General features: G+C 56.1%; 12 protein-coding genes and 1 other annotated feature (1 of these 13 running past the window's edge). Of the genes, 6 read left to right on the top strand and 6 right to left on the bottom strand.

Going from position 1 to position 15,838, the window contains the following annotated elements:
- Nucleotides 1–97 (bottom strand) — a sequence feature (Thr leader region) (it extends 27 nt beyond the left edge of the window).
- Together thrL and MKZ79_RS13245 are read right to left on the bottom strand one after the other, a co-directional pair.
- Nucleotides 30–104, bottom strand: a complete 75-nt coding sequence (gene thrL, locus MKZ79_RS13250) for a thr operon leader peptide (RefSeq protein WP_336142876.1) — start codon at nt 102–104, stop codon at nt 30–32. (Overlaps the previous feature by 68 nt.)
- Before the next feature lie 188 nt (nt 105–292).
- Complete coding sequence (locus tag MKZ79_RS13245) at nt 293–991, bottom strand: tRNA/rRNA methyltransferase (protein WP_336142792.1); 699 nt, start codon at nt 989–991, stop codon at nt 293–295.
- Between the two features lie 608 nt (nt 992–1,599).
- Here MKZ79_RS13245 and arcA point away from each other — a divergent pair.
- Entirely contained in the window at nt 1,600–2,316 is a 717-nt protein-coding gene (gene arcA / locus MKZ79_RS13240; protein WP_336142790.1) for a two-component system response regulator ArcA, read from the top strand.
- A 48-nt stretch (nt 2,317–2,364) separates the two neighbouring features.
- Here the strand turns inward: arcA and creA are convergent, their stop codons facing one another.
- Nucleotides 2,365–2,838, bottom strand: a complete 474-nt coding sequence (gene creA, locus MKZ79_RS13235; RefSeq protein WP_336142788.1) for a protein CreA — start codon at nt 2,836–2,838, stop codon at nt 2,365–2,367.
- A gap of 174 nt (nt 2,839–3,012) precedes the next feature.
- Here creA and robA point away from each other — a divergent pair, with 174 nt between their 5' ends.
- Nucleotides 3,013–3,891, top strand: a complete 879-nt coding sequence (gene robA / locus MKZ79_RS13230; RefSeq protein ID WP_336142787.1) for an MDR efflux pump AcrAB transcriptional activator RobA — start codon at nt 3,013–3,015, stop codon at nt 3,889–3,891.
- Nucleotides 3,892–3,898: 7 nt separating this feature from the next.
- On the opposite strand, the gene gpmB is transcribed toward robA, so the two are convergent.
- On the bottom strand, nt 3,899–4,546 hold the full coding sequence (gene gpmB, locus MKZ79_RS13225) for a 2,3-diphosphoglycerate-dependent phosphoglycerate mutase GpmB (protein WP_336142786.1): 648 nt from the start codon (nt 4,544–4,546) through the stop codon (nt 3,899–3,901).
- A 51-nt stretch (nt 4,547–4,597) separates the two neighbouring features.
- Here gpmB and yjjX point away from each other — a divergent pair, with 51 nt between their 5' ends.
- Nucleotides 4,598–5,140, top strand: coding sequence for an inosine/xanthosine triphosphatase (gene yjjX / locus MKZ79_RS13220; protein WP_336142785.1), 543 nt, complete (start codon nt 4,598–4,600; stop codon nt 5,138–5,140).
- On the opposite strand, the gene trpR is transcribed toward yjjX, so the two are convergent.
- Both trpR and sltY read right to left on the bottom strand, forming a co-directional pair.
- Nucleotides 5,126–5,455, bottom strand: coding sequence for a trp operon repressor (gene trpR / locus MKZ79_RS13215; protein ID WP_336142784.1), 330 nt, complete (start codon nt 5,453–5,455; stop codon nt 5,126–5,128). The two genes, yjjX and trpR, sit on opposite strands and share 15 nt — an antisense overlap.
- 53 nt (nt 5,456–5,508) lie before the next feature.
- Complete coding sequence (sltY, locus tag MKZ79_RS13210; protein WP_336142875.1) at nt 5,509–7,431, bottom strand: murein transglycosylase; 1,923 nt, start codon at nt 7,429–7,431, stop codon at nt 5,509–5,511.
- Between the two features lie 338 nt (nt 7,432–7,769).
- On the opposite strand from sltY, the gene MKZ79_RS13205 reads away from it, so the two are divergent.
- The 3 genes from MKZ79_RS13205 to deoR all read left to right on the top strand — a co-directional run bounded on the left by MKZ79_RS13205 (nt 7,770) and on the right by deoR (nt 15,799).
- Nucleotides 7,770–10,433: an HAD-IC family P-type ATPase gene (locus MKZ79_RS13205; protein ID WP_336142782.1), complete on the top strand. Its 2,664-nt coding sequence runs from the start codon at nt 7,770–7,772 to the stop codon at nt 10,431–10,433.
- A gap of 501 nt (nt 10,434–10,934) precedes the next feature.
- Entirely contained in the window at nt 10,935–14,867 is a 3,933-nt protein-coding gene (locus tag MKZ79_RS13200) for a non-ribosomal peptide synthetase (protein WP_336142780.1), read from the top strand.
- A gap of 155 nt (nt 14,868–15,022) precedes the next feature.
- Nucleotides 15,023–15,799, top strand: coding sequence for a DNA-binding transcriptional repressor DeoR (gene deoR / locus MKZ79_RS13195; protein WP_336142777.1), 777 nt, complete (start codon nt 15,023–15,025; stop codon nt 15,797–15,799).
- Nucleotides 15,800–15,838 lie beyond the last annotated feature (39 nt).

Raw genomic sequence — 15,838 nt, 5'->3', positions numbered from 1 at the left:
GCGGGCTTTTTTTATTTTTCCTGTATGCGTCAGCCCGCACCGTTACCTGTGGTAATGGTGATGGTGGTAATAATGATTGTTGTCATCAGGCTGTGAGTACGCATTTTAGATTTTACTGTCTGTCTTGAATTTGTCCGCTTCCAGAAGTAAAGCAAACCTCCAACTAAGTCAATTTTTTTATCCGCAGGCAGAAAAACGCTGACAAAACACCCGCCAGGGTTTTGCGCTGAAAACAGATCTTAATGAGGGCGAAACCGCGATACCATCAGCATGTTTCACTGTCTGCAGAAAATTACTCAGGCTTTTTATCTATAAGTTTTTTTTCTATGTCGTGCAGCAGGCGATGCAGCATAGCGGTATCGCGCTGTTGCAGCAGGCCCAGTCGCTGATCCAGCCAGTCGACCAGCTTATGGTCATCGCCGACCGCCAGATGCTCGATCAGCAGATCGACCCGCTGCCGCAACGCGTGAAGCTGCCGTCCGTCGGCAGCATCGGCCTGCGCGGCAGAAACCTGACGCAGAGCCGAAAGCTGATAACAGTAAACCATTACCGCCTGGCCCAGGTTGAGCGAGGGATAGTCCGCCGCCATCGGGATCCCGGTCAGCAGATCGGCCAGCTCCAGTTCATCGTTGGTCAGGCCGGTATCCTCGCGGCCAAATATCAGCGCCGCGCTGCCGATCCACTGCTGCTTTTCCGCCAGCTGGCTTTCCACCTGCTGCGGCGTCGCGTAGTAGCGAAATTTCGCCCGGCTGCGCGCGGTGGTGGCGACACTGAAATCAATATCCGCCAGCGCGGCGGCCAGCGATGGCCAGTGCGTGGCTTTCTCCAGGATATCGTTGGCGCCATGAGCGACACGCCGCGCTGCGGGATCCTGATGCGCCTGGCTATTGACGATGCGCAATTCATCAAACCCCATGGTTTTCATCGCGCGGGCTGCCGCCCCGACATTCTCGGGGCGCGCAGGTGAAACAAGTATCAGAGAAAAACGCATGCCGGCCTTCTTAAGTTCATTTTGGACATATTTTAACAATAACTAAGAGATAGGGTGGACGTGAAAGGTTCACCATGCTTTTAACAAATCAACAACATAATTACAGCCGGTCTGACCAGCTATAATCGAAAGTCAGCAGACTTTTATGCAAATTTTACTGATAAAAACATTTATCTACAGATAAACTCATTTACTTCAGTGAATTAAGAAATGTTAAAAATTAGCTATACTCTTTTATCACAAAGCGTGAATTTTTTTCGTCTGAAAGCGTACTTTGTGCGCTAAACCTCCCTTCTGTGAGGCATTTTTCAACCGCACCTCAACGTGCTACAATTGGTTTGATATAAGTCAATTAAGCTTTATTTATTGGCTGTTGGCCGTGGCTTGTGCTGTTATGTTGCTGTTAATGAGGTTAGGATATACGCCATTTTTGACCTTGCCGAGACAGGGACTATGCCCTTTTTACCTGGGATGTTCCGGTCCATGAATGGCTTGTGAACATATTCCGTACAGCCCGCGCAAAGCGTTAGTTAACGCTTGCGTATTACCTGAACAGGGTAACCGCTGTATGCCCATATCGTTTTTTGGCAATTTTAGGTAGCGAACACATGCAGACCCCGCACATACTTATCGTTGAAGACGAATTAGTTACTCGTAATACTCTCAAAAGTATTTTTGAGGCCGAAGGCTACATGGTTTATGAAGCTACGGACGGTGCAGAAATGCATCAGGTTTTGACCGAGAACGACGTCAACCTGGTCATCATGGACATTAACCTTCCCGGCAAAAACGGCCTGTTGCTGGCACGCGAGTTACGCGAACAGGCCAATGTAGCGCTCATGTTCCTGACCGGCAGGGACAACGAGGTCGATAAAATCCTCGGTCTGGAAATCGGCGCCGACGACTATATCACCAAGCCTTTCAATCCGCGCGAGCTGACTATCCGTGCCCGCAACCTGCTGTCGCGTACCATGAACCTGGCGCCGCACAGCGAAGAGCGTAAGCTGGTTGAGAGCTATCGCTTCAACGGCTGGGAGCTGGATATCAACAGCCGTTCCCTGATCAGCCCGCAGGGCGAGCAGTACAAGCTGCCGCGCAGCGAGTTCCGCGCCATGCTGCACTTCTGCGAAAATCCGGGCAAGATTCAAACCCGCGCCGATCTGCTGAAGAAAATGACCGGCCGCGAGCTGAAGCCGCATGACCGTACCGTTGACGTCACTATCCGCCGTATTCGTAAGCATTTCGAGTCTACGCCGGATACGCCGGAAATCATCGCCACCATTCACGGCGAAGGTTACCGTTTCTGCGGCGACCTGCAGGAATAACCGGTGTCGCGCTAAAGGGCCGTTTCACACGGCCCTGGTCTTGTTCTCTTAGCGGCTCCACGGCATGATGGGCACGGCGCTCAGCGCGTTTTTGGGCGACCCCTCTACGACTTTGTCGGAATAGCTGAGATAGATAAGCGCGTTACGTTTGCGGTCGTAAAAACGTACCACCTGCAGCTTTTTAAAGACCAGTGATGTGCGTTTACGAAAAACCACTTCACCTTCCGCTTTTCCCTGGGCGATCTTCTCGCTGAGCGTTATCGGCCCAACCTGCTGGCAGGAGATGGCGGCGTCTGAAGTATCTTCCGCCAGGCCTAAACCGCCTTTGATTCCGCCCGTTTTCGCACGGCTGAGGTAGCAGGTCACGTTCTGAACGTCGGGATCGTCAAACGCTTCCACCACGATTTTATGATCGGGTCCGAACACTTTAAACGTGGTATCGACAGAACCGACCACTTCAGCGCGTGCGATAAAAGGCGCGAAAATCACAGCAGTGACTATTAACAATTTTCTCATTGTCATAACGTTACCATTGCATAGAAAATAGATGACATTGTAAGTTAACCCGTTTAGCTTATTTGCGCTGGCGGATCTGGCGCGCGACGGTATAGCATACCGCACTGAGAACCCCCTGTGCGCCATCAGTAATTTTTGGAACTGCGATTGCGCCAATTTTAACCAGGATGAGGACGATTTATGGATCAAGCCGGTATCATTCGCGATTTGCTCGTCTGGCTTGAAAGCCATCTTGACCAGCCGCTCTCTTTGGATCACGTTGCCGCCAGAGCCGGTTATTCAAAATGGCATTTGCAGAGAATGTTCAAGGAAGTCACCGGTAACGCTATTGGCGCCTATATCCGTGCGCGTCGGCTCTCTAAAGCGGCGGTCGCGCTTCGCCTGACCAGCCGCCCTATTCTGGATATCGCCCTGCAGTACCGCTTTGACTCGCAGCAGACTTTTACCCGCGCGTTTAAAAAACAGTTCAACCAGACGCCGGCCTGGTATCGCCGCGCCTCTGACTGGCACTCTTTTGGCCTGCGTCCGCCGATTCGTCTGGACGACTTTCAGCTGCCTGAAGCTACCTGGGTCACCCTGCCGGAAACGGTGCTGGTGGGACAAACGCAAAGCTATACCTGCACGCTGGAGCAAATCTCCAGCTATCGCGATGAGATGCGCCTGCATTTCTGGCGGCAGTTCCTGACGGAAACGGATACGATCCCGCCCGTGCTGTACGGTCTGCATCAGTCACGCCCCAGCCTGGAAAAAGATGACGAGCAGGAGATCCTCTACACGACCGCCGTGCCGTCCGATAAGCTTTTTCAACCGGTACCGGCCACGCAAACCGTGCTGCTGGAAGGCGGAGAATATGTGCAGTTCACCTATGAAGGGCCAAGAACCAGCCTGCAGGAGTTTATCCTGCTGGTTTACGGCACCTGTATGCCGACGCTGCAGCTAACGCGTCGGCATGGTCAGGATATCGAGCGTTTTTACACGCACGGCGGAAAAAGGCTGCCGGAGCCGCCAAAAGATATTCGCTGCGAATACCTGATTCCTATCCGCCGCCAGCCCGCTTAACCGGCCGCTAGCGCTGCAGCTCATCCAGCGCCGGTTCGTCCAGATGCGAGACGTCACCGGCCGTTTCCACGACCCAGCCGGAGGCCAGCCAGGCGCTCTGCTGATAATCGACACGGGAAATGGAGCAGTTACGCAGCCGTAGCCGGCGCTCGGCATGAGCAGGCAGGCCCAGCAGCGTGCTGACCAGCACGCCCAGCGCCATGCCGTGACTGACCAACAGCGGACGGCTACCGGCCGGCAGCTGCAGACAGGCATTCAGCGCCTCGTGCATACGAATCGCCATTTCCGTCATCGACTCGCCGTTCGGGATACGACCATTTTCCGTGCCGTTGACCAGCGTGGCGCGCCAGCTTTCTTCTTCCGGCGTCAGCGAATCCAGTGGCCGCTGCTCCAGCACGCCCATATTGAGCTCGCGCAGGCGAGGATCCAACGTAACGTCGCAGCCGCAGGCGTCCGCGATGATCTCTGCGGTGCGTTTGGTGCGGCCCAAATCGCTGGCGATAACATGGGTGATGCCCAGATGTTTCATCCGCTCTCCCACCTGACGTGCCTGCTGCTCTCCTTTAGCTGTCAGCGCGCTGTCCGACTGTCCCTGAATGCGTCTCGCTGCATTCCAAAGCGTTTCTCCGTGGCGAACAAGATAGACCTGTAACATTGCTGTTTTCCGTTATACTGCGGCAAATTTGCGTAAGGGGTTCAAACAATTATGTACCATGTTGTCGCTGCAACCATTAATCCGGCAAAAATTAAGGCAATTTCTCAGGCTTTCAGCGATATTTTCGGTGAAGGATCCTGCCATACGGAAGGCGTCGAGGTCGACAGCGGCGTTGCTCTGCAGCCCCTTACCGATGCGGAAACGAGAACTGGCGCACGTCAGCGCGTACAGAATGCGCGTCGTCTTCGCCCCGATGCGGATTTCTGGGTGGCGATCGAGGCGGGTATTGAAGGGGAAAGCGCTTTTGCCTGGATGGTGATTGAAAACCAGCAGCAGCGCGGTGAGTCTCGCTCCGCCAGCTTTACGCTGCCGCCGGTGGTGGTAAAAGGCATTGCTGAGGGACGCGAACTGGGCGAGGTGATGGCGAGCCTGACCGGCATTGAAAACATCAAGCATAAAGGCGGCGCTATCGGCGCCTTTACCGCCGGACAGCTGAGCCGCACCAGCGTCTATCACCAGGCGCTGATCCTGGCGCTTTGCCCTTTTCACAACGCCGTTTATCAGCAAAATCCCGACGAATCAGATCTTATCTGAGCGGTTCAGCAGCTGCGCCTCCAGCCAGTCTTTCAGCGCTGGCGGCGCGCTTTTCAGGCTGTTGGAACCTCGGGTAATAGTGGCGATGCCCACGCCCAGATCGTTTTTCAGCTCGCGCTGGCTCATCTCGCCGCGCATCAGCTCTTCAATAATACGCAGGCGCGTGCCCAGCGCCTCGCGCTCGTCCGGCGTCATCATCAGCTGCAGCAGCGGCAGGTGTAGCCCGCTGTCAAAGGCGTGCTGCAGCAGCGCCACAAAGCGCTGCCACTCTTCGTTGTGGGGTTCCATGGTTACAGGAACGGAAGATTCGGTCATAGGTGGCCCATACTCATTAACTAGTACAGCAGCATAGCACAGGCCGTGCGGGATCAATAGCGTCGCTGCCACTCGCTGTCGGTAAGGATATTGTCCGATTTATCCATAAAGTGACGATAGTAAGCGTCATAAGCCAGCACGTTTTTCACATAATTGCGCGTTTCCGAAAAAGGAATGGTTTCGATAAAGGCGACCGCGTCCAGCCGTCCGGCACTGTTCCCCAGCCAGGTTTTAACCCGCGACGGCCCGGCGTTGTAAGCGGCCGATGAGAAAATGCGATTCTGACCAAACTGCTGATAAACCGATTCAAGATATTGCGTACCGATCTGAATATTGGTTTCCGGATCCAGCAGCTGACTGCTGTTGCTGTAGCCAGGCAGGCTGTAAACCTTCACCGTATGCTGCGCGGTCGCGGGCATCACCTGCATCAGACCGGATGCGCCGACCGGTGAACGGGCTTTCGGATTCCAGGCGCTCTCCTGACGGGCGATCGCCATCGCGTAGCTGACAGGGATCGCTTTCCCCTGGCTGTAGCGTTTAAACTGCTCCTGGTAAGCCAGCGGGAAGCGCTCTCTCAGGCTGTTCCACAGCTTGCCCGAAATGGTCGCCTGCACGCTGAGTACCCACCAGTTCTGCTCATAAGCGTAGCGCGCCAGCTGCTGCTGCTGGCTGCGGCTTTTGCTGCCGACCAGATAGCTCCATTCGGTTCTAGCCAGGTTATCCATGTTCCAGTACATCAGCTCGCGCACGCGGGCGATTTCCGGCCCCTGCGTCAGGCCGCGTTCTACTGCCGGCGCCTCGTCAACCTGTAAAGGGTAGGCGACGCCAAGCCGCTGCGCAGCGACCATCGGATAGAAGCCGCGCTCCTGCATCAGGCCGCGCAGAATTTTATCCGCTTCTTCTTTCCGGCCTTTCTCCAACAGCAGATCCGCCTGCCAGTATTGCCACTCATCTTTCTGTTTGCTTTCAACAGGCAGCCGCGCAATCCAGGTATTTAGCCCGCGCCGATCGTTATTGCCCAAAGACATTCTGACGCGACGCTCAATCAGCGAATCAGAATCGCTGCGCATCACCACGTCATCGCGCCAGCGGGCCTGCTCTGATGTCACGTCGCTGCCCATCAGCCGCCAGGCGACCGCTTCTTTCAGCGCCTGCTCCTCCTGCTCGTTCATCTTCTGCAGCCGCACCAGCGACGGGATCACCGCTCGGGCATTTTCGGCATCTTCACGCGCCACGCGCGCGAAAGCGATAGAGGTCGCCTGACGGGTAAAATCGGTCGGGCCGGCCACGCGGGCAAACGCCTCGACGTTCTGCGGATTGTTCTGTAAATCCATTATCGCGTTAGCGATGGTCTGATAATCATCGGGCAGCTGCTTCGCCAGGAAAGTCACCAGACTGCTGTTGCCGGCCACCATCGCCAGACGGATCCGCTCCAGCGTGGTAATCGGCGTCTGCTCGCCTGCCGCCTGCCAGACGCTGAACAGCTTATCGCAGGTAGCAGGCAGTGAAGTGCCGCGCAGCCAGATGGTTTTGGCGCCTTTCCAGGCCACCTGCTGTTCGCCGGTCGCCCATTTGGCGTAGTACCAGTTACAGCGCGCAGCGACTGGTTTTGGCTCGGTTGGACTGAACACCAGCAGCCCGCGCCAGTCTTCACGTCGCGCCAGCTCGTTGATAAAACGTGAGGAAAGCGTGCGTACTGGCGGCAACGTAGGATATTTTTGAATAAAGTCGTTGATGACGAAGCCGCTCTGCTGATCGAGGTTTTGCGCCAGCTGACGATACTCAAGGTAAGGATAAAGCGGGTAATCGCGCAGCGTGGGCATCAGCTGCGCCACCTGATCCATCTGTTTATTGTCCCAGGCCTGCTTGATCTCCAGATAGCGGGCACGCTGCGCATCCAGCGAATCGGCCTGCGCCGTGCCCGCAACCAGCGCCATGCAGGCGCCCGCTATCCAAAACTGCCACTTGTCCGCCATGACTTTTCCCACGTTAACGCCTCTCTTTGTCCTGTTCTTACCATTCCGGCTCTTAACATGCTAACCAGGCTTGGCCGCTCCCGCTATGTCGCATCGGCAAATTTACGCAACCTGACCTCTTTAAACAGCGGGTCAATCAGACGCCGTTTGGCGCTTTTTGCCGGTTAAAGGTTAATTGCGATCAACAATCGTTCTGCTTTTTTACTTCAGCATAGCTTGCCCTGCGCGCATCAACCAGATCCGCCTCTTCTCTTTATCTGGCGGAAAACAGCCAGTTACGATGATTTTATGCGCTTCGCAGAGCGTTTCCGTGATCAACATTCCCGCAAGGATTACCCGTGACGCAAAAATTAAAACCGGCGCCTGCCTGGTCTCGCTATGATGCCGCTGGCGTAATAAGAAGAATGCACAGCCATGAATCCGGCTTGAGTGCAGAAGAGGCGCAAAAGCGTCTGGTCGGCATCGGCCCTAACAAGCTGCCGACAGGCGATAGCCCGCATCCGGCAATACGCTTACTGGCTCACTGCACCGACGCCCTGACCTGCATTCTGCTGGTCGCCGCGTTTTTAACGGCCGTAACGGGACGCTGGCTGGATACCGGCGCTATACTCGCCGCGATCGCGCTTAACGTGTTGGTCGGCTGGCTGCAGCAGAGCGATGAGGAAAAGGCGTTAAAAAGCCTTGAGAAGATGCTGCCCGATCGGGCGCTGGTCAAACGCGACGGCAATGTTTTGCAGATTAATGCCAGCGAGCTGGTGCCTGGCGATATTGTCATGCTGAAAACGGGCGATAAAGTGCCTGCCGATCTACGTCTGATCGACGCGCTTAATCTGCGCGTGGATGAAACTGCGCTGACTGGCGAAACGGCCATCGTCAGCAGACAGGCTACCATAGCCCAGGGCGAGGAGCCGGCGAGCCGTCGTGAAACAATGCTTTTTTCCGGCTCAATCATCGTCTCGGGCAGCGCGACCGGTGTCGTGATCGCTACCGGAGAAAAAACGGAGCTGGGTAAAATCCAGCAAACGCTGACGGCCATTAAACCCCGACAAATCCCGCTGTTAAGGCAGCTTGAGAGATTCGGCAACGGCTTTTTGCTGCTGGTGATAACGCTAATCGCTTTCCTGTTTATCTTTTCACTGCTGCGGCACGGCCTGCCAATAGCCGAGCTGACGCCGAAACTAGCGGGTCTGGCTCTCTCCGCCGTGCCGGAAGGCTTACCGGCAATTATCGCCCTGACGCTTATGCTGGGCGCACGCACGATGGCGAGGAAAAAAATCGTTGTGCGCAGACTGCCTGGCGCGGAAACCCTGGGCGCGATGACCGTCATCTGCAGCGATAAAACCGGCGTGCTCACCACAAATGAAATGACGGTAAAAGCGCTGATACTGCACAACGAAACGATCCGCGTCGAGGGTAACGGCCATCGGCCGGAAGGCCGTTTTCTGCAGGAAAAAGTCTATCAGGTGGTGGAGCCCGCCGCGCATCCCCTTCTCAGCCGCCTGCTGCAAAATATGGATCTCTGCAACGACAGCGAGCTGTTGAAAAACGAGCAGGGAGAATGGCGCGTTGTCGGCGAGCCGATATCAGGCGCGCTCAAGGTAGCGGCGGCCAAAGCGCGTTTGCCCGAAGCGGAAACGCAGCTGCTGGAAAAGCTGCCGTTCGATCCCGCCAGAAAGTATCAGGCTACTCACCATCAGATTAACGGCATCGGTTATCTTCTGGCGACCGGCGACCCGGAAGCGCTTTTGCGGTTATGCGATTTTCAGCAAACCGAGCAGGGTCTTGCGCCGCTGGATAGTGGCTACTGGCAGCAGCAGATAGCGCAGTATGCCGGTGAAGGACTGCATCTGGTCGCCAGCGCCTGTCGCCTGGCCAATAAAGATCAGGCCGCTCTCGGCCACGAAGAGCTACAAAACGGCCTGATATTCTGCGGTATGGCGGCCATCATGGATCCACCGCGGCCTGAGGCAGCAGAAGCGATAGCCCTCTGCCATCGTGCCGGGATCCGGGTGAAAATGATGGCTGACGATCGTCCGGAAACGGCGCTGTCTATTGGCCGGATGCTGGGCATCGGCGACAGCCGCAACGTGCTGAGCGGCGCCCGGCTTGAGCGTATGACCGATGCCGAACTGGCGCAGGCTGCCAGCCGTTACGATATTTTCGTCGATCTGGAGCCACAGCATAAGCTGGGCCTGATCGCCGCGCTGCAGAGCGAGGGCGAAGTAGTCGGCATCACGGGCAACGGCGTTTACCACGCGCCGGCGCTGAAGCAGGCCGATGTCGGGATAGCCACAGGCGCCAACAGTGCCGCGATAGCGCAGGAAGTCGCCGATCTGACGGCGACTGACAGCAGCTTCGCCACTATCGCCAGCGCAATTCAGGAAGGGCGGCGCGTTCGCGACAGGCTGAAAAAAGCCGTGCGGTTCGTGCTGCCGGTTTGCCTTGCGCAAACGCTGCTGTTTATCGTCGCCATGCTGGCGGGAAAAATGATGCCGCTGACGCCGCTGCAGATTTTATGGATCAATATCACGGCATCGATCGCGCTGGCTCTTAGTCTGGCTTTCGAAAAGGGCGACTCGTCCGGATCGCGGGAAGCGGAGAGCAGGCTGTTCTGGCGCATCGGCTTTGTCGGCGTCCTGATTATGCTGAGCGCTTTCGTGATGGAGATCTGGCTGCAGTCGCGCGGCTACGAGCCGGCCTTTATTCGTACCATGCTGCTGCAAACCCTGGTAACGGCGCAGTGCGCTTATTTGTTGAACTGCCGTGAGCCGGAGCGTTTCTCGCTGAACAGTAATCTGCTGAAAAGCCGCGGCGTCTGGCTGGCTGGCTGCCTTATGGCGCTGCTCCAGCTGGCGCTAATCACCTGGCCTGCCATGAATGCACTTTTCGACACCGTGCCGCTGCCGCTGGACTTCTGGCTGATTACCCTGGCCGTCGGCGCGCTGCTGTTTGCGGCGTTTGAACTGACAAAGTCGCTTATGCACCGCTGGGTTAAAGGCTAAGCGGATATTCAGGGCGCGCAGATAGTGTAGCCAGCGCGCCCGAATAACGCTTTTCACAGGCAATTGGCCATCTCCTGGCGGCGATGCTCCCGACAAATTTAATAAAACGCTGGCAACGCCTGCAGGAATAATGACTTAATAATCGCCGATAATTATATTACCATCTCATCCCCATTTTATTTCCCTTCTCTGACATTATTTGCATCAATAATTATACGAGCATCCCAAAAATAAATAACCCGACGATTAACTCTATATTTTCAGTTGCTGTTTAATGTACAGCCGTCTCTAAAACAGACTGGCATCTCTGTAATACAATACACGCCTGCTTATCAAAAAACATCTCCTGCGGATGCCTGTCAATTAGCAACATATTTAGCGTGGTTAATTCAGCCGGAACAATTAGCCTATATTTTTATGTCATCTTTCTGAAAGATTAATATACTATTCACTCTTATTCAGACCCTGAATTTCCAGTTATCCCTCATCGGAGGTATTTGCGTGGCTATTTTCCCCCTGACTACCGTACAGCAGGCCGTCTGGCTCGACCAGCTTCTGACCCCGGAAGCGCCTTGTTATAACGTGGGCGCGCTGTGGCGCCTTGATACAACCCTCAATTTTGCATTATTACATAAAGCTATCCGGCAAATTATGCCGCAGCATGACGCATTAAATCTTGTACTGAGAGAGAATGAGCAGGGTGTTAATCAGACGACCGTCCATAAAAAAGAACCTATTCTCGAATTCCATGATTTAAGTAAGGCCTCTCTCTCCATCGACGAAGCGAAAGCCTTTATTAACCGACAGTTTATTCGCCCTTTTAATCTGTATGGTGAACTGCTTTGGCGAAGTATTATCGTTAAGGTTAATGAATCAACTTCTTTCTGGCTTATCAACGCCCATCACATTATTGCCGACGGCACCTCCGTTTCGCTGTTAAGCAAAATGATTATGTCCCGTTATAAAGCGCTGCTGGCGCAGGAAAGTTTGCCGGTCGCGACCGCACCTGGCTATAGCGAATTTATTGCTTATGACCACGGCTATTTACGTTCGGATCGCTACCACCACGATCGGGAATACTGGATTAATCGCTTTGCCGAAGCGCCCGCTTCGCTGCTCGAACGTCGTCAGGGCTTTCAGGATGTGCAGCCGAGCTTTCAGGCCGTACGACGTATTTCAGCGGCTCGCTATAGTCAGCTCGAAGCGTTTGCCGCGCGGCACGGCGGTTCCGCCATGCATTTTTTCAATGCGCTTATCGCCTGCTGGTTCGCGCGCCAGTGGCAGACCGATTCCGTGATGCTGGGCGTGCCGGTGCATAACCGCAGCGGCGCGCGCTACAAGCAAACTCTCGGTATGTTTTCCTCTATGCTGCCGATCAGGCTCGCTGTCGACAGCGGAGAGCCTTTTGCGCCTTTAATTAAACAGGTTGCCGCCGAGCTGCGTCGCGGCTATCGCCATCAGCGTTTCCCCATCGCCGAACTGAATCGTCATTTGCGTCTGAGCCAGCAAGGCCGCCGCCAGCTCTTCGACATGAGCTTTTCGCTGGAAACCTTTCCGACCGACATAGAACTTAACGGCATGCCGCTAAAGGTCGAGGCGATGCATCATCAACATGAGCAGATGCCGCTGGCCATCTATCTGCGCCATTACCATCCCGGCGACGATCCGCTGCTGGAGTGTAACGTCAATCTGGCGTGGTTTAGCGAAGAGGAGGCGCAACGTATTGCGGATCGCCTGCTGCAAATGATGGAGGCTATTCTGGACAGCCCGCAGGATCTGCCGATGGCGCATTTGCCGCTGCTGCTGCCCGACGAGCGGCGCAAAATTTTTCATGACTGGAACCTCACTGACGAAGCCTGGTCCTTTCCCGAGGGCATCCATCGCTATTTTGAGCAGCGGGCCGCTGAACGGCCTGACGCCATCGCCCTTTGCGGCTGCGCGCAGGAAACCAGCTATCAGTCGCTGAACCGGCAGGCCAACCAGCTCGCCTGGCAACTGCGGCGTCAGGGTATTAAAGCGGACGACCGCGTGGCGCTTTGCGTGGAGCGCGGCAAAGAGATGGTGGTGGCGCTACTGGCAATACTGAAAGCGGGCGGCGCCTATGTCCCGCTCGATCCGGATTACCCCCGCGATCGCCTGGCGCATATGCTGGACGACTGTGGCGCCGTGGCGCTGCTGGTGGACAACGCGGGCGAAACGGCGCTTAAAGATCTGGGGTCGCTTCCTCGCCTGCATCTGCTGGCGGATAAAAAGCGCTGGCGGGAAGCGCCGACGGGCAACCTTTCTGCAGCCTGCGACGATCCGCAGCGCTCGCTGGCCTACGTCATCTACACCTCGGGATCGACCGGCAAGCCGAAAGGCGTGATGAACGAGCACCTGGCCGTGATGAACCGACTGCGATGGATGCAGCAGGCTTACCAGCTGCGGCCGGAAGAGACAGTGCTGCAAAAAACGCCGTTCAGCTTCGACGTTTCGGTGTGGGAGTTTTTCTGGCCGCTGATGATCGGCGCGCGGCTGGCGCTGGCGAAGCCCGGCGGTCACCGTGAGCCGGATTATCTCAGCGAATTTATACAGCGGCATCGGGTCACCACGCTGCACTTTGTGCCTTCCATGCTGCAGCTTTTTTTACGCCACGGCGAAAGCGCGCAGTGCGGCAGCCTGCAACGCGTCATTTGCAGCGGCGAGGCGCTGCCGCTGGCGACCGTGCAGCGCTGTCACCAGCTGTTGCCGCAGGCCGCGCTGCACAACCTGTACGGCCCGACGGAAGCGGCAGTGGATGTCTCCTGCTGGCACTGCCAGCCTGATGATCCACGCCCGCTGGTGCCTATCGGCAAACCCATCGCCAATACGCGCCTTTATATCCTCGACGCGCAGCTGCAGCCGGTGCCGCCGGGCGTCAGCGGCGAGCTGCATATCGGCGGCGTTCAGGTCGCCCGAGGCTACCTCAATCGCCCCGAACTGAGCCGCGAACGCTTTATCCCCGATCCCTTCAGCGCCGATAGCAAAGCCAGACTTTATAAAACTGGCGATCTGGCGCGCTGGCTGGACGACGGCAGCATTGAGTATTTGGGCCGCAACGATTATCAGGTGAAAATTCACGGCCTGCGTATCGAGCTGGGCGAAATCGAACAGCAGCTTGGCGGCTGCGACGGCATCGAGGGCGCGCTGGTGCAGGCGTGCGATGACGGCGCGGGCGATAAGCGGCTGGTGGCCTGGGTGGTTGCAAAACAGGAAGCCGATCTTGCGCAACGACTTCGTAATCAGCTGAAAGAGGCGCTGCCCGACTATATGATCCCGGCTACGATAGTGCAGCTGGACGCCTTCCCGCTGTCGCCCAATGGCAAACTGGATCGGAAAGCGCTGCCGCAACCCGATTTGCAGGCGCGACAGGAGAAAAGCTTTCTGCCGCCGGTTAACGACGAGGAGCACCTGCTGGCCGCCTGCTGGGCCGATCTGCTGGGCGCGACGCAAATTGGCCGCGATGATGATTTTTTCGAGCTGGGCGGCCATTCCATTCATGCCATCCAGCTGATGATGCGGCTGAAAAAACGGGGAGTAGCCGTTGATATTAAAACGCTCTTTTCTCACTCTACGCTACGCGAACAGGCTGAAGCCATCCGTACCGGTTATCGTCCCGATGCACAGGCCGCTTCGCCGGAACCCTTGCAAAAACTGCTGCTGCAGCTGAACAAACCGCAGGAAGGCTTTCAACTGCTACGACCGCTGAACGTGCATACCGCCAGTCGCGATTTATGGATGGTGCATCCCGCCATCGTAGGCTGTGAAATCTATCAGGATTTGGCGATGAGTCTCGAAGGCAAAATGAACGTCATCGGCATTAATAACTACAACCTTTTTAATCAGCCTGTGGTATCCGCCCTGCCCGCACTGGCCGGTTACTATTTGCAGCATATGCAGCGCCGCGGCCTGCCGGAAGATCGACCGATTTATCTGCTTGGCTGGTCAATGGGCGGACTTATCGCGCTGGAGATCGCCGCACAGCTTGAACGTGCAGGTTATCAACATATTCACGTTTACGTGCTGGACAGCCTTTATCAAACCGATGTACAGCAGCGTATCGTGCCGGGCATGCTGAGATCGCTGCTAACCGCTATCGGCTTGCATGGCGAGGCGGCGGAACGCGCTATCCGTATCGAAGAGACTGAGCTGAGGTTAAATAATCAGCCGATAAGCGCCCCGCTTCAGCGCACCAGGGTAACGCTGTTCAAAGCCATGAAGTTTGTCGATCTGAGCATCACCAATGAGGATGACGGGCGAGAAGTGCTGGCGCTGGCCGATAACGGCTTAGGCAAGATCTGTCCGCATCTTAGCGTCGTGCCGCTGGCGGCAGATCATCACTCCATTATCGCCTGCCATCAGGAAATTATCGCCGCGATGACCGGCAGCAGCGCGCTGAAAATCCCTACCGCGTAACCCTCGCTTCCTCTGCCGCAAACGCTGTCGTTTGCGGCGCTTTCCCGATACGGGTAAGATAGCCTCTCCGCCTGATTCCTGGTGCAACTCGTTAAAATAACGGAACTTTATGCCAGAAGACGGTTTCCGATATTCTTATGCAGGAACAATCCGTTATGGAAAGCCGTAGCAGCGAGCGGGTAAAAAGACTGGCGCATGCGCTGAAGCGTACCGACAAGATCCATCTGAAAGAGGCGGCGGCGCTGCTGGGCGTCTCCGAAATGACTATTCGCCGCGATCTTGGCGAACAGCCCTCTTCCGTGGTGCTGCTTGGCGGCTATATCGTCAGCGACCCTAAAGCGACCCAGCGCCACTACTTTGTCTCCGATCAGCAGACGCATAACGTAGAGAAAAAGCGTCGGCTGGGCCAGCTGGCGGCCACGCTTATCCAGCCCGGCGAAACGGTGTTTTTCGACTGCGGCACCACCATGCCCTGGATTATCGAGGCTATCGACAACGAGCTGGAATTTATCGCCGTCTGCTGCGCGGTCAACACCTTTCTGGCGCTGAAGGAGAAGCCAGGCTGTAAAGTGATCCTTAACGGCGGCGAATTTCACGCCGATAACGCGATATTCACGCCGCTCGGCCAGGGATCGGCCATCGATAATCTTTGTCCCGCCAAAGCCTTTATTTCGGCGGCCGGTATCGATGTGGATCAGGGCGTGACCTGCTTTAATCTCAACGAGTTGCCGATGAAGCATCAGGCTTTGCAGCGCGCCAGCCATAAATTTCTGGTGGCGGACAGCAGCAAATTTGGCAAAGTGCTGCCGGCCCGCATTGGCGATCTTTCTTTATTTGATACGCTGATCAGCGACGACGTAGCACCGCCAAAGCTGGCCCGGCAGCTGGAACTGGCGGGCGTGACGCAATATCGCACCTCGCTCCCGGGATAATCTGCCGCCTGCGGCTGTGATTGCCGGGTGAAACCAGCT

Origin of the sequence: Erwinia sp. CGal63 (genome assembly GCF_037026505.1) — a bacterium.
Classification (GTDB): Bacteria; Pseudomonadota; Gammaproteobacteria; order Enterobacterales; family Enterobacteriaceae; genus Erwinia.
The sequence above is the reverse complement of the archived record's forward strand: the minus strand, read 5'-3'. Positions and strand labels throughout refer to the sequence as shown.